At 67.5% G+C, this 23,123-nt stretch carries 21 protein-coding genes and 1 tRNA gene; 15 read left to right on the top strand and 7 right to left on the bottom strand.

Going from position 1 to position 23,123, the window contains the following annotated elements:
* The first annotated feature begins 9 nt into the window (after nucleotides 1-9).
* From VG502_RS18320 to VG502_RS18285, 8 genes are read left to right on the top strand one after another with little or no spacing between them, the layout of a single operon-like run.
* Nucleotides 10-1,362: an LLM class flavin-dependent oxidoreductase gene (locus VG502_RS18320; protein ID WP_325551528.1), complete on the top strand. Its 1,353-nt coding sequence runs from the start codon at nucleotides 10-12 to the stop codon at nucleotides 1,360-1,362.
* A 40-nt stretch (nucleotides 1,363-1,402) separates the two neighbouring features.
* Nucleotides 1,403-2,464, top strand: a complete 1,062-nt coding sequence (locus VG502_RS18315) for an ABC transporter substrate-binding protein (RefSeq protein WP_325551527.1) — start codon at nucleotides 1,403-1,405, stop codon at nucleotides 2,462-2,464.
* A 5-nt stretch (nucleotides 2,465-2,469) separates the two neighbouring features.
* Nucleotides 2,470-3,318, top strand: a complete 849-nt coding sequence (locus VG502_RS18310) for an ABC transporter ATP-binding protein (protein WP_325551526.1) — start codon at nucleotides 2,470-2,472, stop codon at nucleotides 3,316-3,318.
* Nucleotides 3,315-4,181 (top strand): ABC transporter permease, encoded by an 867-nt coding sequence (locus VG502_RS18305; protein WP_325551525.1) that lies wholly within the window; start codon nucleotides 3,315-3,317, stop codon nucleotides 4,179-4,181. The genes VG502_RS18310 and VG502_RS18305 overlap by 4 nt, the downstream gene beginning before the upstream one ends.
* A 51-nt stretch (nucleotides 4,182-4,232) precedes the next feature.
* Nucleotides 4,233-5,213, top strand: a complete 981-nt coding sequence (locus VG502_RS18300; RefSeq protein WP_325551524.1) for a TauD/TfdA dioxygenase family protein — start codon at nucleotides 4,233-4,235, stop codon at nucleotides 5,211-5,213.
* Between the two features lie 42 nt (nucleotides 5,214-5,255).
* The gene (rsmA, locus tag VG502_RS18295; RefSeq protein ID WP_325551523.1) at nucleotides 5,256-6,182 is read left to right on the top strand and encodes a 16S rRNA (adenine(1518)-N(6)/adenine(1519)-N(6))-dimethyltransferase RsmA; all 927 of its coding nucleotides are present in this window, start codon (nucleotides 5,256-5,258) and stop codon (nucleotides 6,180-6,182) included.
* 5 nt (nucleotides 6,183-6,187) lie between these two features.
* The gene (locus tag VG502_RS18290) at nucleotides 6,188-7,117 is read left to right on the top strand and encodes a 4-(cytidine 5'-diphospho)-2-C-methyl-D-erythritol kinase (RefSeq protein ID WP_325551522.1); all 930 of its coding nucleotides are present in this window, start codon (nucleotides 6,188-6,190) and stop codon (nucleotides 7,115-7,117) included.
* A 36-nt stretch (nucleotides 7,118-7,153) separates the two neighbouring features.
* Nucleotides 7,154-8,950, top strand: a complete 1,797-nt coding sequence (locus tag VG502_RS18285; RefSeq protein ID WP_325551521.1) for an ABC-F family ATP-binding cassette domain-containing protein — start codon at nucleotides 7,154-7,156, stop codon at nucleotides 8,948-8,950.
* A gap of 54 nt (nucleotides 8,951-9,004) precedes the next feature.
* Here VG502_RS18285 and VG502_RS18280 read toward each other — a convergent pair whose 3' ends face one another.
* Entirely contained in the window at nucleotides 9,005-9,850 is an 846-nt protein-coding gene (locus VG502_RS18280; RefSeq protein WP_325551520.1) for a helix-turn-helix transcriptional regulator, read from the bottom strand.
* A 101-nt stretch (nucleotides 9,851-9,951) separates the two neighbouring features.
* Between VG502_RS18280 and VG502_RS18275 the strand changes: the two genes are divergently transcribed.
* Complete coding sequence (locus VG502_RS18275) at nucleotides 9,952-10,707, top strand: SDR family oxidoreductase (protein ID WP_325551519.1); 756 nt, start codon at nucleotides 9,952-9,954, stop codon at nucleotides 10,705-10,707.
* 78 nt (nucleotides 10,708-10,785) lie between these two features.
* On the opposite strand, the gene VG502_RS18270 is transcribed toward VG502_RS18275, so the two are convergent.
* From VG502_RS18270 to VG502_RS18260, 3 genes are all read right to left on the bottom strand, one after another.
* Nucleotides 10,786-12,555 carry an ABC transporter substrate-binding protein gene (locus VG502_RS18270; RefSeq protein WP_325551518.1) on the bottom strand — a complete coding sequence of 590 codons (1,770 nt, stop codon included), beginning with the start codon at nucleotides 12,553-12,555 and terminating at the stop codon, nucleotides 10,786-10,788.
* A gap of 376 nt (nucleotides 12,556-12,931) precedes the next feature.
* Complete coding sequence (locus VG502_RS18265) at nucleotides 12,932-13,888, bottom strand: winged helix-turn-helix domain-containing protein (RefSeq protein ID WP_325551517.1); 957 nt, start codon at nucleotides 13,886-13,888, stop codon at nucleotides 12,932-12,934.
* A 153-nt stretch (nucleotides 13,889-14,041) separates the two neighbouring features.
* Nucleotides 14,042-14,548 carry a MarR family winged helix-turn-helix transcriptional regulator gene (locus VG502_RS18260; protein WP_325551516.1) on the bottom strand — a complete coding sequence of 169 codons (507 nt, stop codon included), beginning with the start codon at nucleotides 14,546-14,548 and terminating at the stop codon, nucleotides 14,042-14,044.
* Nucleotides 14,549-14,633: 85 nt separating this feature from the next.
* Here VG502_RS18260 and VG502_RS18255 point away from each other — a divergent pair, with 85 nt between their 5' ends.
* Nucleotides 14,634-15,428 carry a methyltransferase domain-containing protein gene (locus tag VG502_RS18255; protein ID WP_325551515.1) on the top strand — a complete coding sequence of 265 codons (795 nt, stop codon included), beginning with the start codon at nucleotides 14,634-14,636 and terminating at the stop codon, nucleotides 15,426-15,428.
* A 5-nt stretch (nucleotides 15,429-15,433) separates the two neighbouring features.
* Nucleotides 15,434-15,817: a VOC family protein gene (locus tag VG502_RS18250; protein WP_325551514.1), complete on the top strand. Its 384-nt coding sequence runs from the start codon at nucleotides 15,434-15,436 to the stop codon at nucleotides 15,815-15,817.
* An 82-nt stretch (nucleotides 15,818-15,899) separates the two neighbouring features.
* On the opposite strand, the gene VG502_RS18245 is transcribed toward VG502_RS18250, so the two are convergent.
* The gene (locus tag VG502_RS18245) at nucleotides 15,900-16,523 is read right to left on the bottom strand and encodes a TetR/AcrR family transcriptional regulator (protein ID WP_325551513.1); all 624 of its coding nucleotides are present in this window, start codon (nucleotides 16,521-16,523) and stop codon (nucleotides 15,900-15,902) included.
* 144 nt (nucleotides 16,524-16,667) lie between these two features.
* On the opposite strand from VG502_RS18245, the gene VG502_RS18240 reads away from it, so the two are divergent.
* A tRNA-Gln gene (locus tag VG502_RS18240) sits at nucleotides 16,668-16,749 on the top strand.
* Nucleotides 16,750-16,946: 197 nt separating this feature from the next.
* Here VG502_RS18240 and VG502_RS18235 read toward each other — a convergent pair.
* Nucleotides 16,947-17,189, bottom strand: a complete 243-nt coding sequence (locus VG502_RS18235) for a hypothetical protein (RefSeq protein WP_325551512.1) — start codon at nucleotides 17,187-17,189, stop codon at nucleotides 16,947-16,949.
* Nucleotides 17,190-17,523: 334 nt separating this feature from the next.
* Here VG502_RS18235 and VG502_RS18230 point away from each other — a divergent pair, with 334 nt between their 5' ends.
* Nucleotides 17,524-19,041 carry an HNH endonuclease signature motif containing protein gene (locus VG502_RS18230; RefSeq protein ID WP_325551565.1) on the top strand — a complete coding sequence of 506 codons (1,518 nt, stop codon included), beginning with the start codon at nucleotides 17,524-17,526 and terminating at the stop codon, nucleotides 19,039-19,041.
* 1,021 nt (nucleotides 19,042-20,062) lie between these two features.
* Here the strand turns inward: VG502_RS18230 and VG502_RS18225 are convergent.
* Nucleotides 20,063-21,199 (bottom strand): sterol desaturase family protein, encoded by a 1,137-nt coding sequence (locus VG502_RS18225; RefSeq protein WP_325551511.1) that lies wholly within the window; start codon nucleotides 21,197-21,199, stop codon nucleotides 20,063-20,065.
* A 261-nt stretch (nucleotides 21,200-21,460) separates the two neighbouring features.
* Here VG502_RS18225 and VG502_RS18220 point away from each other — a divergent pair, with 261 nt between their 5' ends.
* Together VG502_RS18220 and VG502_RS18215 are read left to right on the top strand one after the other, a co-directional pair.
* Complete coding sequence (locus tag VG502_RS18220; RefSeq protein ID WP_325551510.1) at nucleotides 21,461-21,835, top strand: YciI family protein; 375 nt, start codon at nucleotides 21,461-21,463, stop codon at nucleotides 21,833-21,835.
* A complete protein-coding gene (locus VG502_RS18215; RefSeq protein WP_325551509.1) occupies nucleotides 21,832-23,064 on the top strand; it encodes an RNA polymerase sigma factor in 1,233 nt (410 codons plus the stop codon). Before VG502_RS18220 ends, VG502_RS18215 begins: the two co-directional genes overlap by 4 nt.
* Nucleotides 23,065-23,123: the final 59 nt, after the last annotated feature.

Raw genomic sequence — 23,123 nt, 5'->3', positions numbered from 1 at the left:
GGAGTGCTCGTGACCCGCAACCGTCAACTGCGCCTGAACGCCTTCCTGCACGACACCGGTCACCACGAGGCCTCGTGGCGTCATCCGGACAGCGCGCTGGATCGCATCGACGACATCGCGTTCTACCAGGAGATCGCCCGCCGGGCGGAGACCGCGAAGCTCGACGCGGTCTTCCTCGCGGACGGCCCGGCCTGGTACGGCACCGGCCACCGGCCGAGCAACCAGTTCGAACCGATCACGCTGCTGACCGCCATCGCGACGGTGACCGAGAAGATCGGGCTGATCTCCACCGCCTCGACGACGTTCTACGAGCCGTACAACCTCGCGCGGCTCTTCGCCAGTCTCGACCGGATCTCCGGCGGCCGCGCCGGCTGGAACATCGTGACCACCTTCAGCCAGGACGCCGCCCGCAACTTCGGACTCGAGGCGGTGCCGAGCAACGAGGAACGCTACGGCCGCGCCCAGGAGTTCATCGACGTCGTCACGAAGCTCTGGGACAGCTGGGAGGACGATGCCGTCATCGCCGATCGCGCCTCGGGCGACTACCTCGACACCACCAAGGTGCACGAGATCGACCACGTCGGAACGCATTTGAGGGTCAAGGGGCCGTTCAACGCGCCGCGCTCACCGCAGGGCCGGCCGGTCTACGTCCAGGCCGGCTCGTCGAACGAGGGTCGTGCCTTCGCCGCGCGCAACGCCGAGGCAATCTTCACCGCGCACCAGACGCTCGGTGATGCGCAGGCGTTCTACGCCGACATCAAGGGCAAGGCCCGATCGCTGGGCCGCGACCCCGACGGAGTGCTCGTGCTGCCCGGCATCAGCCCGTTCATCGCGGACACCGCACAGGAGGCCAAGGACCTCCACGACCACTTCAACAGCCTGACGGTCCCGGCCTTCGGCCTGACCCAGCTGGAGAAGTTCGCCGGCGTCTCCCTTCGGCATCTCGAACTCGACGAGCGGGTGCCGGCGGAGATCTTCGGCGGTGCCGGGAGCGTGCTCGACAACAGCCGCAGCCGCAAGCAGGTCGTCGCGAACATCGTCGAGCGGGACCGCCCCACACTGCGCGAGCTGCTGCACCGGCTCGCCGGCGGCCGCGGCCACAACGTCGTGCACGGCACGCCCACGCAGATCGCCGACACCATCCAGGAGTGGTTCGAGAACGGCGCGGCGGACGGGTTCAACGTGATGCCGCCGCTCTACCCCCAGCTGCTCGACGCCTTCATCTCCCAGGTCGTGCCGATCCTGCAGGACCGCGGCCTGTTCCGCACCGAATACTCCGGCGCCACCTTGCGCGACCACTACGGGCTGTCGCGGCCCGAGAGCGTCTACCGCACCGACCTCCCCCTTGCCGCGGGCAACTGAGCGCGGCATACCGATCTCCAACAATCCGAAGGAAATTCCCGTGAAACGCCCCTCCACGACAGACCATGTGGGCCGGTTGCGCAGCCCGAAACGCGCCCGCCTCGTGCTCGCAGTCCTGGCCGCCGCCGCGACGGCAGTCGTGACCGGCTGCACCACCTCCGGGGGAGCGGCCGGCGGCGGTGTCCCGGCGTTGCGCTACCAGGGCTGGAACGATCAGGTGACGCTGCCGGAGCTGGCCGACGCGCTCGGCTACTTCGACGGCAAGGTCAAGCTCGACTGGGTCGGCAACACCACCAGCGGCCCGCAGGACATCCAGTCCGCCGCGACCGGCCAGACCGACTTCGGTGGAGCGTTCGGCGGCGCCGTCGAGAAGCTGGTCAGCTCCGGTGCACCGATCAAGGCGGTCATCAACTACTACGGCGGCGACGCGAAGTCGTTCACCGGCTACTACGTCCTCAAGGGGAGCCCGCTCACGAGCGCCAAGCAGCTGATCGGCAAGAAGGTCGGCGTCAACACCCTGGGTGGCCAGAACGAAGCGGACATCTTCAACCAGCTCCGCACGGCCGGGCTGTCGGCCGGGCAGATCAAGAAGGTCGAGCTCGTGCCGTTGCCGCCGCCCAACATCGAGAACGCCCTGCGACACCACCAGATCGACGTCGCGTCGCTCTCCGGACAGTTCCAGCAGCTCGCCCTCGCACACGGCGGGATCCGCCCGTTGTTCACCCAACTGGACGAGTACGGGCCGTTCAACGGCGGCCAGTACGTCTTCCGGACCGACTTCCTCGAGAAGCACCCGGACGCCGTCCGCGCGTTCACCGCGGGGGTGGCCAGGGCGATCGAGTGGGAGACGACCACTCCTCGCAAGAAGGTCCTCGCCGAGTTCACCAAGATCATCAACGCGCGCAAGCGGAGCAACGAGGACACCACCAGCATCAAGTACTGGCTGAGTTCGGGAATTCCTGCGCAGCACGGCGTGATCGCCGACAAGGACTTCGCCCACTGGAAGAGCTGGCTGCTCGCGACCGGCTCGGTGCAGACGGTGCCCGCCTCTTCGAAGCTCTACACCAACGAATTCAACCCCTACGCGAAGACGGGGAAGTGAACCGCATGACCAGTGCCATCAGCATCAAGCACCTCACCCAGACCTTCCCGGACCGGGCCACCGGTGGCAGGTTCGTCGCCCTCGATGACGTGACTCTCGACGTGCCGGCAGGACAGTTCATCAGTCTGGTCGGCCCCAGTGGTTGCGGGAAGTCGACGCTGCTCGACCTCGTCGCCGGGCTCACCACGCCGACCACCGGCGAGGTCACCCTCGACGGCCGGCCCGTCACCGGGCCGGGGCTCGACCGCGGTGTGGTCTTCCAGCAGTACGCACTCTTCCCGTGGCGAACGGCGCAGGCGAACATCGAATTCGGCCTGGAGGAGAAGAGGATTCCGCGTCGCGAGCGAGCCGAGCGGGCCCGCGAGATGCTGGAACTCGTCGGCCTCTCCGCGTTCGCCGACCGCTACCCGCACGAGCTGTCCGGCGGTATGAAGCAGCGGGTCGCCATCGCCCGCAGCCTCGCGTACGAGCCGGGTGTGCTCCTCATGGACGAGCCGTATGCAGCGCTCGACGCGCAGACCCGCGAGGCGCTCCAGGACGATCTGCTCGGGATCTGGCGGCGCACCGGCACCACCATCGTCTTCATCACCCACGCCATCGAGGAAGCGGTCTACCTGAGTCAGCGCGTCGCGGTGATGACGTCGCGCCCGGGCCGGATCAAGGAGATCGTCGAAATCCAGCACGACGGCCACCACGACGCCGATCACGTCACCGGCTCGTCGGGAGCAGCAGCTGCCGAGGACCGCCGCTCGAGTCCTGCGTTCGTGGAGCAGCGGCACGAGATCTGGAAGCTGTTGCAGGACGAGGTCGCCCGAAGCCAGCACACCGTCGCCATCGCGGGGGCGGCGTCATGAGCCAGACCCTCACCACCGGCGCGACGCGGCTGTCGGACGAGCGCGACTCGGCGGCGCCGGCCCCCGTCATACCGCTTCCCAGGCGCCGGCCGCGTCGAGTGGCAGCGATCGGGCGCGGCGCCGGGAAGGTTGCCAAGCGCAGCATCGCGATCGTCGTCTTCCTCGTCCTGTGGCAGATCGCTCCGAAGCTGGGCTGGGTGGAGGAGGCGTTCCTGCCGCCGTTCACCTCGGTGCTGCAGGCGCTGCGTGACCTCATCGGCTCCGGCGTGCTGTGGACCGACATCTCGGCGAGCCTGCACCGGTCGCTCGCCGGTTTCGCGATCGCGATCGTGACCGGCATACCGCTCGGCCTGCTGATCGCCTGGTATCGCACCCTGTCGGAGATCCTCAACCCGCTGCTGATCATCTTCCTCAACACCGCGGCCGTTGCGCTGCTGCCGGTGTTCACGCTGATCCTGGGCATCGGCGACTTCTCCAAGATCATGATCATCGCCTACGCCTGCTTCTGGACCGTCCTCTACAACACCATCAGCGGTGCCCGGGACGTCGACCCGATGCTGATCCGGTCGGCCCGGTCGCTGGGGCTGTCCAGCCGCAAGCTCTTCCTCAAGGTGATCCTGCCCGCGGCGGCACCGGCGATCTTCACCGGCGTCCGGCTGGCCGGCGCGGTGTCGATGCTCGTCCTGGTCACCAGCGAATTCGTCGGCGCCAAGGCCGGTCTCGGCTACCTGATCATCGCCTCGCAGAACAACTTCCAGATCCCGCAGATGTATGCCGGCATCGTCACCATCTCGGTCATCGGCCTGGCGTTCAACCACCTGCTCGTCCTCGTCGAGCGCCGCTTCTCCCGCTGGCGCACCTGAGCCCGGGAACACCGAACACCCCAACCACCGCAAAGATCAGAAGGGAACACCATGACCATCCAGCTCGACGCACTCACCACCGACACCATCGCCACCCATGCGGCGCCCCTGCCGGGCTACGACCAGATCACCGTGCGCCAGGTCGGCGCACACATCGGAGCGCAGATCGGCGGTGTCACGATCGGCGGCGACGTGCCCGCGGCACAGATCGCCGAGATCAAGCAGGCGCTCGCAGCCCATCAGGTGATCTTCTTCCGCGACCAGCACGTCGACGACGCGGACCAGCGTGCGTTCGCGTCGCTGCTGGGCACGCCGACGAAACCGCATCCGACGGTCTCCGGCGACGGTGACGCCGTGCTGCCGATCGACTCCGACCACAGCAAGGCCAACAGTTGGCACACCGACGTGACATTCGTCGACCGCATCCCGTCGGCGTCGCTGCTGCGGGCGATCGAGCTCCCGCCATACGGCGGAACAACGGTGTGGGCCAACACGACTCGCGCCTATGCACAGCTCCACCCGGCGCTCAAAGCGCTCGTCGACCGACTCTGGGCGGTCCACTCGAACCTCTACGACTACGCCGCCGAGCACGACGAGAAGCGACTCGGTGGTGTCGATGTCAAGGAGACGGCATACCGCGAGGAGTTCCGGCACCTCGAGTTCGAGACCGAGCACCCCGTGGTGCGTGTCCACCCGGTCACCGGCGAGCGCACCCTGCTGCTGGGCCACTTCGTCCGGCACTTCGTCGGCCTGTCGGGCGACGACTCGCGGGACCTGTTCCGGCTCCTGCAGCGGCACGTCATCCGGCTGGACAACACCGTCCGGTGGAACTGGCGTCTGGGCGACCTGGCCATCTGGGACAACCAGGCGACCCAGCACTACGCGGTCGACGACTACGACGACCAGCAGCACCGCCGGCTGCACCGCATCACCCTCGCCGGCGAGGTGCCGGTCAGCGTGGACGGCGTGCGGAGTTCGATCCGCAAGGGCGACGCCAGCCACTACTCGCCCATCGCGTCGTTGCGGTCCTGACGGATGGCAGCCCGCTGAGCGATTGCGGCTAATGTCGGGCGGGTGACCGACGACGCCGCGACCCTGCTCACCGCCCCACGGGTGCGCGCGTTGGCCGAGCGCCTCGAGCTGCGGCCGACCAAACAGTGGGGGCAGAACTTCGTCATCGACCCCAACACGGTGCGCAAGATCGTGCGGCTGGCCGGGGTCGGCCCCGACGAGAGCGTCGTCGAGGTCGGCCCCGGCCTGGGGTCGCTGACCCTTCCGCTGCTCGAGGCGGCCGCACACGTGACCGCGGTCGAGATCGATCCGCGGCTGGCGACGCAGTTGCCGCTCACGGTCGGCGACCTCGCGCCGCAGCTGGCCGGCCGGCTCGACGTCGTGCAGCAGGACGCGATGACGCTGACCGAGCTGCCCGACCCGCAGCCCGTCGCGCTGGTCGCCAACCTGCCCTACAACGTGGCCGTGCCGGTGGTGCTGTCCTTCCTGGAGCGCTTTCCGACGCTGCGCCGGGTGCTGGTCATGGTGCAACTGGAGGTCGCCGAGCGGCTCGCCGCGACACCCGGCAACAAGGTCTACGGCGTCCCCAGTGTCAAGGCCGCCTGGTATGCCGACGTGCGCCTCGCCGACCGTGTCGGGCGCAACGTCTTTTGGCCGGCGCCGAACGTCGACTCGGGTCTGGTGTCGATGACCCATCGCGAGCCGCCGACAACCACCGCCGCTCGCAAGGACGTCTTCGCGTGTGTGGACGCGGCCTTCGCGGCACGGCGCAAGACGTTGCGGGCGGCGCTCGCGGGGTGGGCCGGCTCACCGGTCGAGGCCGAGCGGATGCTCCGTGCAGCCGGCATCGACCCGTCGCTGCGCGGCGAACGCCTCACGATCGGGCAGTTCGCGGCGATCGCGGAGCAGCGGACGAGTCCGCCGGATCCGGCACAGGTGAGTCAGTCGACGGGGAGGCACGACCCGCCGACTGACGAACGCATAGGGTGACGGGCATGGAAGTGACGTCCTCGGCTCCGGTCACGGTCCGGGTGCCCGCCAAGGTCAACCTTGAGCTGCGCATCGGACCGCTTGAGGACGACGGATATCATTCTCTGTCAACGGTTTTCCACGCTGTCGACCTGGTCGACCATGTGACGGTGCGACCGGCCGAGAGCTGGTCGGTGACGACCACGGGCATGGGTGCGGGTGTTGTGCCGGACGACGGGACCAATCTCGCGATGCGTGCGGCCCGGCTGATCGCCCGCCGGGTGGGCACCGATGAGAAATTGGCGATCGAGGTCGCCAAGAACATCCCGGTCGCCGGCGGTATGGCGGGCGGTTCCGCCGACGCCGCCGCGGCGCTCGTCGCGGTCGACGCGCTCTGGGAGACGGGATTCAGCCCGCGCGAGTTGCAGGAGATGGCGGCCGAATTGGGCAGCGACGTCCCCTTCGCGCTGGAGGGCGGCACCGCGATCGGCTCGCAGCGCGGCGAGCACCTGGTGCCCGTGCTCAGCAGGGGCACCTTCGAGTGGGTCTTCGCGTTGCACCACGACGGCCTGTCGACGCCTGCGGTCTATGCCGAGTGCGACCGGCTGCGCGAGGGGCAGGTGGTGCCCGAGCCGGCCCCGAACTCGAACCTGATGGCGGCGCTGCGGGCCGGTGACGTCGACGCGCTGGCCGACAACCTGCACAACGACCTGCAGGATGCCGCCTGCTCGTTGATGCCGCGGCTCACCGACACCATGACCACCGGCCTCGACAACGGTGCCCTCGCCGCGCTCGTGTCCGGCTCCGGCCCGACCGTCGCCTTCCTCTGCGCCGACCGCAACTCCGCACTCGACCTGATGGTCGGACTCACCGCGAGCACCATCTGCGACGAAGTCGTCAGCGCCACCGGTCCGGTGCACGGAGCGCACGTCGTGCATGACGTGCGCTCCCGCTGACACGTCCTCCCGCCATACTCGATCGATTGTGACCTGATGCCCAATCTCATTGCTGCTGAGAGCATTTCGCTTGCCCTCGGCACCAACCAAGTGCTCGACGGTGTCTCGCTCGGTGTCGGCACCGGCGACCGCATCGGCGTCGTCGGGCGCAACGGCGGTGGCAAGTCGACGCTGCTGCGGGTGCTCGCCGGGACGCAGCCGATCGATTCGGGACGCGTCACGAACGTCGGCGGCCTGACTCTGGGCATGCTCAGTCAGGACGACCGACTCGACGCCGGGGCGACGGTGCGCGACGCCACGCTCGGCGATCGCGCCGAGCACGAATGGGCGGGCGACCCCCGGGTGCGCGACATCCTCGGCGGGCTGCTGGGTGGAGTCGGTTTCACCGCGATGGGCGGCCCGGACGCGGTCGTCGGCACCAAGTCCGGCGGCGAGCGCCGGCGGATCGCGCTGGCGAAGCTGCTGATCGACGATCCCGACCTGCTCTTCCTGGACGAGCCGACCAACCACCTGGACGTGGAGGGTGTGCAGTGGCTCGCCGACCATCTGGTGCAACGCCGCGCGCGGCCGGACAACGCGTTCGTCACGATCACCCACGACCGGTGGTTCCTCGACGCGGTCGCCGATCGCACCTGGGAGGTCGTCGACGGCCGGGTCGAGCAGTATGACGGCGGCTATGCGGCATACGTGCTGGCCAAGAACGAGCGAGCGCGCATCGCGGCGGCGACCGAGGACCGGCGGCAGAACCTGCTGCGCAAGGAACTCGCCTGGTTGCGCCGCGGGCCGCCGGCGCGCACCTCGAAACCGCGCTTCCGGATCGACGCCGCGAACGAGCTGATCAAGAACGAGCCCGACCCACGCGACGAGGTGGAGTTGGTTCGCTTCGCGACCACGCGCCTCGGCAAGGACGTCATCGACCTGATCGACGCCACCGTGCAGCTGGGTGATCGCAAGCTGCTGGACAAGCAGACCTGGCGCCTGGCGCCGGGGGAGCGGACCGGCATCGTCGGCGTCAACGGTGCCGGCAAGTCGACCGTGCTGCGGGCGATCGAGGGCAGCCGGCCGTTGGACGCGGGCAAGCGCAAGCAGGGCAGGACCGTCGAGCTGGCGTTCCTGACCCAGGAGGTACGCGAGCTCGACAAGTACGACGGCATGCGGGTCATCGACGCCATCACCGAGGTCAAGAGCTTCATCATGCTCGGCGGCAAGGAGGTCTCGGCGTCCTCGCTGGCGAAGCGACTCGGCTTCTCCGGGCCGCGGCAGCAGACGCGGGTCGGTGACCTGTCCGGTGGTGAGCGTCGCCGGTTGCAGATCCTGCGGCTGCTGATGACCGAGCCCAACGTGCTGCTGCTGGACGAGCCGACCAACGACCTCGACATCGAGACGTTGACGTCCCTGGAGGACGTGCTCGACGGCTGGGCCGGCACGCTCGTCGTGGTGTCGCACGACCGCTACCTGCTGGAGCGGATGTGTGACCGGCAGATCGCGTTGCTCGGCGACGGCAAGCTGCGCGAGCTGCCGGGCGGTGTCGAGCAATACCTTGAATTGCACGCTGCCGCAAAGCAATCCGCTGCCGCAGCACCGTCGGCGCCGACGAGCCGCGGCCCGGTCAGCAGCGCTGCTGAGCAACGCGAGGCCCGCAAGGAGATGGCCCGGATCGAGCGAAGCCTGAGCAAGCTGGCGACCCAGGAGGAGAAGTTGCACTCCGCCCTGGTCGAGGCCGCGACCGACCCGGTGCGAGCCACCGAGCTGGACGGTCAGTTGCGCGCCATACATGCCGAGCGCGAAGCGCTCGAGGAGCGGTGGATGGAGATCGGCGAGCTCGTCGAATGACGGCTTCTTCGCCGAGAGACGGTCAGATTGCGCCGTCGCTCGGCGAGGGAGCCGTCACTCGCGGGTGAAGGTCTGGGTGCCGAGGACGCTGAGCAGCTTGAGTTTCTCCTCGTCCTCGGTGTGCGGCTCGGCCGTCAGCACCAGCAGCGCCTGCGACTGGTCCTCGGTGAAGAGCACCTGGCAGTCGAGTTCGATGGGTCCGATCTCGGGGTGGATGAGCACCTTGTGATCGGCGAACCGCCGGGCGACCTCGTGTTCGTCCCACAACTCGACGAATTCCGCACTGCGCCTGCGGAGTTCGTCCACCAGCCTGCCGGCCCGCGACTGCTTTCCCATGCTGCCCAACGCCATTCGCAAGGACGCCACCTGTGCGCGACTCTGCCGCCGGCGGTCGTGCTCGGGATATCGGGAACGCTCGATCTCCGGGTGGACGAACCAGCGGTAGATCTCGCTGCGATCCCAGCCGACCCGTGCGCTCGCATCGCCGAAGAGTGCCCGGGCCGGCTCGTTCTGCACCAGGGTCTCGGCCAGTTCGTTGATGATCAACGCCGGCGTGTCGGACAGGCGCCCCAGCACACGGAGCAACGCCGGCGCGACATGATCGCTGGCGCCCGCGCGGTCCGGCGGGTTGTGCCCGGCGACCCGGAAGAGGTAGTCCCGTTCGTCGGCGGACAACCGGAGCGCGCGGGCCAGTGACGTGAGCAGCTGGGTGCTCGGCTGTGGTCCGCGGCGTTGCTCGAGCCGCGTGTAGTAGTCCGCGGACATGGTCGCGAGCAGGGCGACCTCCTCACGCCGAAGTCCGGGAGTACGGCGCCGCACTCCGGCGGGCAGGCCGACGTCATCGGGTTGCAGCTCGCGCCGCCGGCGGGCGAGGAAGTCGGCCAGTGCTTCACGATCCATCTGTCGATTATGGGTGGCCGCCCGAATCCGAGGCAGGGATCGGCGATCCCCCGATGAGCGCTCTCTGGAGGGCTGCCGCGCACACGGCTTGACTCGAGACCATGAACATCAACGGACACACCATCTTCATCCCCGGCGCGACGAGCGGCATCGGCCTGGCACTGGCAATCGCCTTGCACGAGAAGGGGAACACCGTCATCGTCGGCGGCCGGCGCACCGGGCTGCTGGAGCAGATCGCGTCGGAGCATCCGGGCATCGGCATCGTCCGGATCGACACCACCGACCCGGACGAGATCGCCACGGCCGCCAAGACTGTCATCGAGCAGTGGCCGCAGCTCGACGTCCTGGTCCCGATGGCGGGCATCATGCATGTCGAGGACTGGACGCGTGGCGGCTTCGCGACCGGCGCGGAGCAGGTGGTCGAGACCAACCTGCTCGGCCCGATCCGGCTGATCGACGCGTTCATCGATCACCTGCGGACCCGGCCGAGCGCCACGATCATGACCGTGTCGTCCGGACTGGCCTTCGCGCCGCTGAAGGTGACGCCCACCTACAACGCGACCAAGGCCGCCATACATCTGCTCAGTGAGTCGATTCGCCTGCAGCTGGCGGACACCAGCGTCTCGGTCGTCGAGTTGGAGCCGCCGTCGGTCGCGACCGACATCCTGCCCGGACAACGGGAGAGTGCCTTCGCGATGCCGCTGGACGCCTTCATCACCGAGGTGCTCGAGATCATCGAGACGCAACCGTCCGCGCGTGAGATTCAGGTCGAGAACGTCAAATTCCTCCGGTATGGCGAGGTGCGCGGCGACTACGACCACGTGGTGGCGGTGCTGAACGAGAGCGCTCCGCACTGAGGTCAACACTGAGGTCAACGGCTCGGCGACGCCCTGTGAATGGGCGTCGCCACCGCCGTCTCAGTCAGTTTCACGGCATCAGTTCGACACCCACAGTTGCGCCAGGCTCGGCATGCTGATGATCGGATTCAACCCGACATTCTTGACGTTCTTGCCGAACGTCGCGGTGTTCATCGAGTAGTAGTCCGGCAGGCCGGGCACGTACTTCGTCATGATCTCCTGGTCCAGCTTCGCCCACTCGGGCGCAGCCTTGGCCGGATCCATCTTGCCGATCTTGTCCATCTCGGCATTCACCGCGGCGTTCTTGAACTGACCCACCGTGGTGCCGTCCGGAATGCCCTCACCACTGAAGAGCACCGGGTAGACCGAGTCACCGGTCGGCCAGTCGTAGCACCAGCCCGGCGTGCCCTGCATCATGTTGACCGGGGCCTTCGGGTCCGCGATCTTCTTGGTGTATTCGGCGCTGGACACCGGGATGTCCTTGATCTTGAACCCGGCCTTGGTCAGCGCGGCCTTGCGAGCGTTGTTGGCTGCGACGACATTCGGCTTGTCACTGCGGTAGTAGTAGGACAGCTGGAAGCCGACCTTGCCGGCCTTCTGCAGCATCGCCTTCGCCTTCGCGGTATCGCCCGAGCCCTGACCGGTCGCATAGGGCAGCGGGGTGTACTTCTTGAAGCCCTGCAGACTCGGCGCCGCATAGGTGGTTGCCGGCTGGTAGTTCAGCTTCGACAGGCCACCGGCCTTGCGGATCTGGTCCCAGGGGTAGGCGTAGCCGATCGCCTTACGAACGTTCAACGGGATCTCGTTGACGTTCATGTTGACGTAGAACTCGCACGACGACGGGCCGATCGCGAACTGGTTCTTCTGTGCGCCGGTCACCTTCGACGCCAGCGAGGAGTCGATCGCGCCGATGTTGACCGTGTTGGCGCCCACACCGCTGTTGGCCAGCACCCGTTGCTGCGATGCCAGGTCGGTGATCGCCAGGTTGATCTGGATCTTGTCCGGATAGGCGTTGCGCACCGGGTCGGTCTTGGGCTCCCAGTACTTGTTGCGCGACAGGAGCAGCTTCGAACCGACGTTGTACGAGTTGACCTTGTAGGGGCCGGTCGTCACCGGGTGCTTCTGGTAGTCGGTCTTGGTGTCCTTGGCCTTCGGCACCGGAGTGAACTCCGGGAACGAGGCGAAGTAGTTGAACGAGGGAACCTTCTTCACCAGGTGGAAGACCAGGGTGTCGTCGCCCTTGGTGGTCACGCCCTTGAACTTGGCTTTCGGCTGCTTGTAGGGGCCCTTGTAGTCCTTGCCGCCCACGAGGTATTGGCGCTGATAATCGGTGCCGTTCAGGGCAACGCTCTCCTTGGCGAAGGAACGCTCCATCCCGTAGACGAAGTCCTCGATCTTGACCGGCGAACCGTCGGAGTACTTCAGGCCCTTCTTGATCTTGAAAGTCCACGTCAGGCCGTCGGCGGACGGGGTGCCGACGCCCTCGGCCAGGTCGGGCACCAGAACCGGCTTGCCCTTGACGATCTTGTACTGGGTCAGCGTGCGATACAGGTACTGCGAGGCAAAGGCGTTCGAGTCGATGTAGTAGATGCCGGCCGGATCCATGGTGGGTGGGTTCGACGAGTCGTCGATGTAGAGCGTGCCGCCCTTCTTGGCGCCTGTGACCGCCGGGGCGGGGCCCTTCAGGTCAGGGTTGGTCGCCGCCACCGCGGCGTTGGTCTGTTCAGCCGCGGCGGTGTTGTCGCCGTTGTCCGAACCGCTTCCGCTGCCCGACGGGCCGCCACTGCTGCATGCAGCCAGCGAAACCGCAGTGAGTCCCGCAGCCGACAGCGCCACCAATTTCGTCATTCGCATCGTTCTGATATCCCTTCCAGATCCCGGATACCCGTCCGGAATTCGTGATTCCCTTTTTCGTGCCGGTGTCCGATGCATCACCCAAATCACCCGCCCCCGAATCGAGTGATGGCAGATACGTCGTCAATGCCGATCGCCGGTAATTGCCGGAGTCGAGGTCGAAAGAGCTGGCTCCGTGCACGTGATATTGCCCGCGTCCAGTCACCGGATCGGTCGGTCGAGTCCGCGGCCCCACTGTTACTCAGAAGCGATCGGCGGCCCCCATGACGCCGACAACCTCTCGATCAATACACTCGACCGGGCGCTGCACGAAGTCCAGCAATTGATTGCAATCGCGACCAGATCGCAATATTCGAAGAGGCTCGAATCTTCACGAAATGCCGGCCAGCAGTTGCCGGCCGGTGGGGGACAACTCGTAGAACACGTTGTGGCGCTGGCGCGACCGCTCGAGCAGGCCGGCCCGCTGCATCACCTTCACGTGGTAGGACACCGTCGCTGCCGCCAGGCGCAGTTCCTCACTCAGTTCGGTCGTCGTCCGCGCCGAGCTCAGGTGCCGCAGGATCGCTGCCCGGGTCGGTCCGATCAGGCGTCGCAGCCCGGTGATCGGGTCGGTGGGCGCGGGGGTGGCGTCGATCGGGTAGGCGACATACGGGCGTGTGCCCTGCAACCTCATCGTGAGGCGCGGGCCGTAGAGCGCCGTCGGTATGACGAGCAACTCCGGCATACCCGATTCGGTGTCCGTGCGGTGCTCGCACGCATTGGCCGGCTCATCGCCCCACGAGAGTTGCTCCTGTATGGCGTTCAGCACCGCGCCGATCCCGCCACTGTCGGCGAGTTGCTCGCAACGAGAGATCTCGGCACGCAACGCCGTTTCGGCGAGTCCGAACACCTCCGCCATACCCTCCTCCCAGAACGTCGCCAGTCCGCGCGCAGCCCTGGCGGGCAGGGTGCCATCGCGCAGCGCGGCGGTGATGTTCTTGCTCAGCGGGCGATCGCCGGACGCCGCCCACACCTCCACCGCAGCCTGGGCGTGATCGGTGTTGTCGATCTCCGCAAGTTGCGACTCGGCCGCCCGAGTCGAGGTCGCGGCCGGCGGCGCGGGAGCAAGGAAATCGGGCGTGGGACCGCCGCCGGACGGCAGCAGTTCGCAGACCAGTGCCACGTCCGGACGGGAGAGAAGCTGTTTCGTTGCCCGGGCCGGCGCGCCATAAGTGGGATCGCTCGCACCATCTCTGGCCAGGCGCAGCCAACCGAGTGTCTCCAGGACGGGCGACAGGGCCCATCGGATGGTGGCAGGTGTGTGCACGCTCAGATCGACAGTGATCACGTGCCGAGCCCCTCCCTGCACCGTGGAAGCGGCAGCGGTGCCGATGCCGCGGGCGCTTCTTCATCGTGGCATCCGCAGCGGATGGCTCACAACAAACGATGCCGAATCGCGACCTTGCCCCGGCATGTCGACTCCGCATCGACCGGGGAGCGTTCAGTCCGAGGGGTTTTCGACTGCGGACAGCAGAGTGCGCAGCGCGGATGCGAGCGCGGTGCGATGACGACTGGGCAGGTGGGCCAGGATCGCTCGCTCGTGCTCGAGCAGCTCCACCATGGCGGCGTCGACTGCGTCGCGCCCGGCCGAGGTCAGCCGCACGAGCACTCCGCGACGGTCGGTCGGTGCGGGGTGGCGCTCGACGAGGCCGCGGCTCTCCAGTCGATCGACCCGGTTGGTCATCGTTCCGCTGGTGACCAGTGTCTGTTGCACGAGCGCGCCCGGAGAGAGTTCGTATGGCGCGCCGACGCGCCGCAGGGCCGACAACACGTCGAACTCCCAGCCGTCCAGGCCATGGTCGGTGAATGCGCGGCCGCGAGCCTGGTCGAGCAGGCGGGCCAGTCGTGACACACGCGAAAGCACTTGCAACGGCTCGACATCGAGGTCGGCACGCTCGCGACGCCAGGCGTCAACGATCTGGTCGACCTCATCGCGTTCGGGCACCATGAAGTCAGTCTACTCTCAAGTTTCTTGACATCGAGACAACTGCCAGTATCTTGATATCAAGATAATCTGGAATGGGGTGCTTGGTATGGCGACGTGGGATCCGCAGCAGTACGAACGCTTTTCCGATCTGCGCAATCGGCCGTTCGGTGATCTGATCGCGCGGGTGGCTGCCGATTCGCCGCAGCGGGTGGTTGATCTCGGCTGCGGGAACGGGCCGCTGACCCTCACCCTGGCCGACCGCTGGCCGGAGGCTGACATCACCGGCGTGGACTCCTCGGAGTCGATGCTGCAACGGGCCAGCGGGCTCGACGTCGACGGCCGCGTGCACTGGCAGTTGGCCGATGTCGCGAACTGGCGGCCGGCGGAGGGTTCGTCACCGGACGTCATCGTCACCAACGCGACCCTGCAATGGGTCCCTGGTCATCTTGCCCTCATCGACCGCTGGCTGGCCGGACTGCCTGCCGGTGGCTGGTTCGCGATGCAGGTCCCGGGCAACTTCGATGCTCCCTCGCACCGGATCATCCGCGAGGTGGCGCGGGAGCACAGCCGGGCCGGGGACCTGGCCGGCGCGTTGCGGGAGTCGCCCGTCGAGTCCCCGGAGCGCTACGCGCAGGCACTGGCGGAGCATTGCGGCCACCTCGATGTGTGGGAGACCACCTACCTGCAGGTGCTGGATCCGCAGGGCGCGCAACGCAGCCCGGTGCTGGAGTGGGTCAAGGGCACGGCGCTTCGGCCGTTGCTGGACGTGCTTCAGGACGACTCCGAGCGGGAGGATTTCCTCGGTGAGCTGGTCGCGAGATTCGACGCGGCATACCCGCGGGCGCCATACGGCACGCCCATGCCGTTCCGTCGGATCTTCGCCGTCGGTCGGAAGGGCTGAGAGGTATGACGGAGCAAGCGCGTGTCTCGGTGACCGGTCTGCATCACGTGCAGATCGCGTGTCCCGCCGGGTCGGAGGACCGGTTGCGGGGGTTCTACAACGGGGTGCTCGGACTTCCGGAGTTGCCGAAGCCACCGGTGCTCGCTGCGCGTGGTGGGTGCTGGTTCGCGGTCGGCGCCGCGCACGAATTGCATTGCGGTGTCGAGGAATCCTTCGTTCCCGCGCGGAAGGCGCACCCGTGCCTGCTGGTTGCGGATGTCGACGTGGCAGCAACCGCTGTTGCGGCGGCTGGGGGAGCGGTGCGCTGGGACGACGCGATCCCCGGCGTGCGTCGGTTCCATACCGACGATCCGGTCGGCAACCGGGTCGAGATCCAGGAGGCCGGCTGACTCTCAAGCGGGTTGAGCGGACCAAGCGGGTTGAGTAGGGACGAGCGAAGCGGGGGACGTATCGAAGCCTCGTCGCCCGCCGTCAGAGCGTCTTCAGGGTTGGTTCCTTCTCGATGTTCCCGAGGCCGTGCCACGCCAGGTTGACCATGTGTGCAGCGACGGTGTCGCGGGGGAGTGAAGAGCCCGACTCGATCCACCACTCGCCCGTGAAGCCGATCATTCCCACGAGCATCTGGGCGTAGATCGGCACGACCTCGATATTGAGGTCGTTGCGCTTGAACACCTCAATGACGATCTCCTCCACCTGACCGGCGACCGCGGACATGATGCTCGCCGCGGAGCCGTTGCCGTGCCATGTCGGCGAGTCACGCAGCAGCACGCGGAAGGCGGCGGGCTGTTCCTCGATGTAGCTCAGCAGCGCGACGGCACCTCGCTCGAGCAGCTCGCGGGAGGATCCGCCGGAGGTCAGCGAGCCGACGAGATGGTCCAGCAGCTGGCGCATGGCGCGGTCGACGACCACGGCATACAGGCCCTCCTTGCCGCCGAAGTGTTCGTAGATCAGCGGCTTGGTCACGCCGGCCGCCGTCGCGACGTCTTCGACGGTCGTAGGCTGCACCCCGTGCTCGGCGAACAGCCGCTCGGCGACCGAGATCAGCTGCTCGCGCCGATCGGCGGCGGACAGTCGGGAACGCTTCTTGGGAGGCATGCCCTCCATTCAACGTGATCGGGCCGAATCGTGTGCCAACTACCGTCAGATCGTTGATGATGCTCGCTGCTCGGCCCCTGTTCGGCCCCGATATGCCATCATTCGCGATCTGGCCTACCCTTGTGCGGTCCCCTTCGGGGGCGTTCCCCGGTTGCTCTGCTGGTAGGGGCCGCCTGACTTTGAATCAGGATTAGCGACGTTGGTTCGATTCCAACCCGGGGAGCCAGATCGCGCAGCCTTTGCGCCGGTCAAGCAGCGAAAGACCCCGCCCTCCGTACCGGACAGGGCGGGGTCTTTCTTGCTGCTGGTCACATCGCGTGGTCACAACCGGGGACTTACGCGCCTCCCGCTGCGAACAACCGACCCGCGACAGCGGCAGCTGGGGCGGGGCCGACCGCACCGCTCGGCGACCGTGAGGTCGCGCTACTCGGGCCGTTCGGTCCGGTCTCGCTGCCCAGCCTCGATAAGGTTCATTCGGCTATTGGCCCGCGATCGCACGACGACACCGAGAGCGATGAGCGCAACACCGAAGATGCCCACGCCCCCGGCGGCCTGCCCGGCAGCGGCAAATCCGATGAATACGACTCCCGCGACGATGGCGAGTACGCACCACCAACGGCGGTTGCGTAGTTGCTCCAACTCGACGCGCTCCGCGTTCGTCTCCATGAAGCGGGACCGTACCCGCTCATTACGCCGCGCGCCGGGTGTTTGAGCGCGACATACTGCGGAGCATGAAATACGACCGCCTCGACTGCAGCGATCGGCGTAAGCCGGACCGGCGAACCTGAATCGGACGGCCACGCCGCGGCGATGATCAGGTCCGTGCGCGTCCCATTCCGCGTTGAGGTCGGCGTTCGCGAATGCAATCCGTGACAGGTGCGAGCTGCCTTCGAGGTCGGCAAAATATCGTAAATTTGTTCGGGAAATCTCTGTGCCTTAGGCGGTGGTTTTGGTATCCTTTAGGTACGCGAAAACGCAAGTGGGGGAAGGGGATTCGGTGATGAACGTCAATTCGATGATGCGCGATCCGGGTCCTGTTTGCGGTGCTGGTGACCCGGAGACGCTTCCGGCCGCGGAGCCGGGTCGCGGGCCTGAGGTGCTTGCCATCTTGCGCGCCGCCGCGCGGGTGGTGGATGAGGTCCCTGGCGCGATGCACCAGCTGGGCGAGGAGCAGGAGAACGAACTGGTGTCGGTGCTGTTGCGACTGCATGGGCGGTCCGCGCAGGTCGCGACCATCGTCACCTCGGATGCAGTCGAGCGGGGCACAGTCGAGAAGGCTCCTGCCGCTACGACGAGTCAGTGGCTGATGGGGCATTTGGTCGGTGGTGTGCCGGTCGAACCGAAGACGGTGCGGGCGATGGCCTCGGTGGCCGATGCGTGCCGGGTCCGGAAGAACCAGGTGATCGCACGGGCCTTGCGGGACGGAGCATGTTCGGTGGAATCCGCACGGACCGCGTTGACACAGGCCGACAAGGTCGCACCCGTTATCCCGACCGCCGACCGGGACGAGATCCTGGGCTGGTTCCTGCAACTCGACCCCGCACTCGGCGCCGCCGGAGTGACCCAGCTGACCCGGCGGATCATCGCGAAATTCGCCCCCGACGAGTTGTCGGACAAGGACGAAAAGCTCGAGAACACCGAATCGTTGACCTGGTCCACCACCGCTACCGGGATGACCCGACTGGTGGCCGAGTTGTCGCCGGCGAACGCGGCAATCCTGAAGGAAGCGATCACCGCCAAGTCCGCACCGAGGCCCGCGAAGGCCACCGACGACAAGCCTGTGGATGCGGGTCGAGTAGCGGCGGAGGAACGCAGCGGAGGAGACGGCGTATCGAGACCCGATGATGCGTCGACCGGATCGAACCCGACCAGTGCGACCGGCGGCACCGGTGCCGCCTTCGGCCTCCGCGCCGACGACACGGAGCAGAGTTCCGACGATGCTCCCAAAGCTAACGGTGAGTCGGTGCGTGACGAACGGTCGCCCGGTAAGCGCCGGGCGGATGCGCTCATGGAACTGGTCGGTGCCGGGGCCCGAGCCGCGACCGGTGAAGGCACCCAAGCCAGCGCCGCCACCGTGCTGCTGACTATGAGCCTGCAGGACCTGCTCGCCGGGCACGGCGCCACGACCGGCAACGGTGACATCGTCGATGCTGGTGCGGCACGCCGGTTCGCCTGCAGTGCGGACCTCATCCCCGCCGTCCTCGGCGGACCCAGCCAACCCCTCGACGTCGGACGACGCGAACGCCTGGCCACCAAAGCCATCCGTGCCGCGGTGATCCTGCGCGACGGCGGCTGCACCTTCCCCGGCTGTGACCGGCCACCAGGATTCGGCGAAATCCACCACGTCACACCCTGGTGGGCCGGCGGCGACACTTCCCTCGCCGATTCCGCGTTGCTGTGCGGCCGCCACCATCAAACCGTGCACCGGCAGGGTTACACCGCCGAGGTTCTCCCCGACCGGGTCGAATGGGACCTGACACCGGGCCGCATGCCCGGCCACCACAACGCAGCAGCCTGAGCTCAGCTGCGCGACAGCCGCCTCCGCATACCGCCTGGTTTCGAGACGTGGCTCGTCCCTCACCACTCCTCAACCAGCGAACCGAGCTGCCACTCCTCAGCCCGCTAAACCTGAGCCCAGCCGTACGGCATACCGCTCGAGGTCGTGCCGGCGACGTAGAGTCGCCGACGAGGGGGCTCACGTGTCCAATGCGCAGTTGGTATATATCAACGGACAGCCGGTGCTGCAGTTCAGCAGGTTGATCAACGCGCCGGTCGCGCAGGTGCGGCGCGCGATCGCCGAGCGTGAACAGATCCGCGCATGGTTCCTGCCGTCGGGGCCGTGGCAGCCAGTCACCGAACTCGGCGAGCTGCTGGGTGATGTCGCCGGACGAGCTTGGGTGGACGAGTCGCGACGTGAGGTCAGCTGGACAAGGGCGGACGATCGGTATGACTTCCGCCTCGTGGAGCACGGCGAGGGCACGGTTGTGGAGCTGACGGTTCCAGTGCACGAACCCGAGGACGCACCCGTCGCAGCAGATTTCATCGACCCCTTCCTGGACCGGCTAGCGCCATACCTCACGGGAAAGGAACTGCCGCCGTTCGGAGGTGTCGATTTCGACGCGACGGAGCAGCGCATCGAGGACTATGCGCGACGCTTCGGCGTCGACCCGACTCGCGGCCGCGAGATGGTGGCCGGCATACGCGCCGCGATCGAGGAGCCGACGGACGCGCAGACGTGGCACTTCGAGCCGAATCAGGCGGCCGCGGACGCACTCGAGGAACGTATGACGGCATACCTGCGCGAGCACAAGGAGCAGTTCGACGCGGCGAACGCACGCTACGGTGACGAGGGCGATGCGCGACTGATGGTGGCCCTCGACGAGTGGATCCTGCCTATGCAACGTCGGCAGACGACGTCGGTGACCGTCTGTTCTTCGCGCTGGATCGATTCATCGGTGACGAGTCGATCGCAGTGTCCGATCTCGAAACTGCCTGGCAATTCTCGCGATCCGGCGATCTTCCCAGTGACCGCGACTGAGTCAGGCCGCCTTCGCCAGTCGTGCCCTGCGTTGCGCGTAGGCCCAGCCGGGCTTGCGCAGGAGATAGGACCAGCGCTCCGGCCAGGTGTTCGCGCTCGCGACGTCCTTGAACATGTCGACCCATTCGTGACTCGCGATGCGCAACGGGTTGAACGTGTCGACGTTCGTGGTCAATCCGTAGATCGGCTGCGCGTTCTCGGGCTCGAACGTGCCGAAGAGCTTGTCCCAGACGATCAGGATGCTGCCGTGATTGCGGTCGAGGTACTCGCTGTTCGTGCCGTGGTGCACGCGGTGGTGCGACGGAGTGTTGAGGAAGCGCTCGAGCCGGCCGACCGTGCGCACGGCCTCGGTGTGGATCCAGAACTGGTAGATCAGATTGATCGCCCGCGCGTTCATGATGTGCTTCGGGCGAACGCCGGCCAGCGCCAACAGGCTGTAGGGGATGTAAAGCGTCATCGTGTCGCCCCACGGTTGCCGCAGCGCGGTCGACAAGTTGTATCGCTCACTGGAGTGATGCACCTCGTGCATCGCCCACATCCAGCGCACCTCGTGGTCGAAGCGGTGGTTCCAGTAGTAGATGAAGTCCCAGCCCAGCACCGCCAGCGTCGCCACGACCGCACTGTCGCCGAGGTCCAGCGGACTACGGGCGAAGACGTTGTCGCCGGCCGTTCGCGCACCCCACTCGGTCGCGACGACCAAGGCGGTCGAGGCGACCGCGATGGCGCCCACCCGGCCGGTGATGCGCTGCAGGACGGGTTTCACCGAGGGCGCAGCAGGCGACTGGGTCTGCTGCAGTGCGCGGGTGTCCCAGTCGGCGACGCCCGCCGCGCCGAAGTCGTCGCTGCGCAGCTTGCGTACGACGTCCAGGGCAGTCGTGGCCGCCGTCGCGCCGATGGCGATCGTCATCACCGTCTTGCCCGCCTTGCCGCGTTTGGTGAGCGGCCCGAGCAGCGCCTTGGAGACGTATGGCGCGACCAGGCTGCCGAGACCCATTGACAGGCTGGCCATCGTGTCCTTGAACTCGTAGTCGCCGGCGCGTGTCCCCGGATCGACGGGATGCGTGCGCTGCCAGGCGTATTCGGCCGCCATACCGCCGATGAATGCCGGTATGGCGAGCACGGTCAGGTCGAGCTTCATGTCCGGGAGGTCCCTCTTCGACGTCGGTCGGCGCGACTCACCCTGCCACGCGCGGGAATGCCTGTCGCGCGAAGCGGCCGAACGCCATACCTGCTGACCGGTCGTTTTCCGTGCCGCGAAAACGACGGGCAGTGCACTCTCGACGCGGCGAGGCATCGGCGAGAAGAAATTCCGGGCGGGTATGTCGATCGACGCCGCCACCGTTCGTGTAGTTGGTGACACGCTGGCAGGAGGTCGGCGTCGGAACCAGAGGAGAACGCCATGGCTCAGTACCTGCTCAAGATGATCCAGCCCGTCGGTGAGGTGCCCGACCAGTCCGTGCTCGGGCCGGTCATGGAGAAGCTCGGCGCCATACAGCAGGAGCTGGCGGCGCAGAACTCGTGGGTCTTCGGCGGCGGCCTGCACCAGCCCGAGGCCGCGTCGATGGTGCGGCCGGGCAGCAGCGGACCGGTCGTCACCGACGGCCCGTTCGCCGAGGGCGCGGAGTTCGTGGGTGGCGTGACGATCATCGACGTCGCGGACCTTGACGAGGCGCTGCGCTGGGCGGGCCGGTATGTCGAGGTGACCGGCCTCGCCACCGAAGTCGCCCCGTTCATCGCCGGTATGCCGGGGACAGAGGCACGGCAGCAGGCATGAGCGACGACGTTGCGGCGATCTTCCGCAGCGAGTACGGCCGCGCGGTGTCCGTGCTGACCGGCGTCCTCGGCGACATCGATCTCGCCGAGGACGCCGTACAGCAGGCGTTCGAGATCGCCATCCGGCAGTGGCCGGAAAAGGGGACGCCACCGAGCCCAGCGGGCTGGATCATCACGACGGCGAGACGCCGCGCGATCGACCACCTCCGTCGGGAGGCGAACAGGGCCGGCAAGGAGTCGTCGGCGGCGCAGCTCGCCGAGCAGCAGCGCCCGGAGCGATGGGACGAGGAGGTGAGGACGGTGGTTGATGACCGGCTTCGGATGTTGTTCACCTGCTGCCACCCGGCACTGGCGCCGGCGGCACAAACTGCGCTCACCCTGCGCATCCTCGGCGGCCTGACCACCTCCGAGATCGCGCGTGCCTTCGTGGCTCCCGAGCCGACCATCGCGCAGCGAATCGTCAGGGCCAAGGCCAAGATTCGCGATGCGCGGATCCCGTACCGCGTCCCGGTCGACGCCGAGTTGCCGGACCGGCTGGACGGTGTGCTGCGCGTGATCTACCTCGTCTTCAACGAAGGACATCTCTCGACCGGCGGAGCGGAGCCGGTGCGTGACGACCTCGCGGCCGAGGCCATTCGGCTCGCGCGGCTGCTGCGTGAGCTGATGCCCGACGAACCCGAAGTGACCGGGTTGCTCGCCCTGTTGCTGCTCACCCAGGCGCGCCGGCCGGCCCGGCTCGATGCGTATGGCGAACTGGTCCCGTTGGACGAACAGGACCGGCGCCTCTGGGATCGCGGCCTGATCGCCGAGGGCCACGATCTGGTGCGGACGTGCCTGCGTCGCAACCGCCCGGGTGCCTACCAGCTGCAGGCCGCGATCGCCGCGGTGCACACGGACGCGCCGAGCTTCGGCGACACCGACTGGGGTCAGATCGTCGCGCTGCACGATCAGCTGGCGGCCATCGACCCGAGCCCCGTGGCGGCGGTGAACCGCGCCATCGCGATCGGCGAGCGGGACGGCGCACCGGCCGGACTGCAGGCATTGGACCGCATCGCCGGCGACCGCACGCTGCGGCGCTACCCCGTCCTGCACGCGGCCCGCGCACGCCTGCTGGCACGTGTCGGACGAGGCGACGAGGCCGCGGCGGCATACGAACAGGCCATCGGCCTGACCGACAACGCCGCGGAGCGCCGGGCATTGCAGCGCCAGCGGGCTCTCGGGTCGTCCTGACCGCGTCCGCGCCCGGAGGCGACGACGGGAGCACCACCCGGCTGCCGGTACCATCGCCC

The organism is Flexivirga sp. (assembly GCF_035551235.1).
Lineage (GTDB): Bacteria > Actinomycetota > Actinomycetes > Actinomycetales > Dermatophilaceae > Flexivirga.
This window is presented reverse-complemented; position numbering and strand designations above follow the sequence as displayed.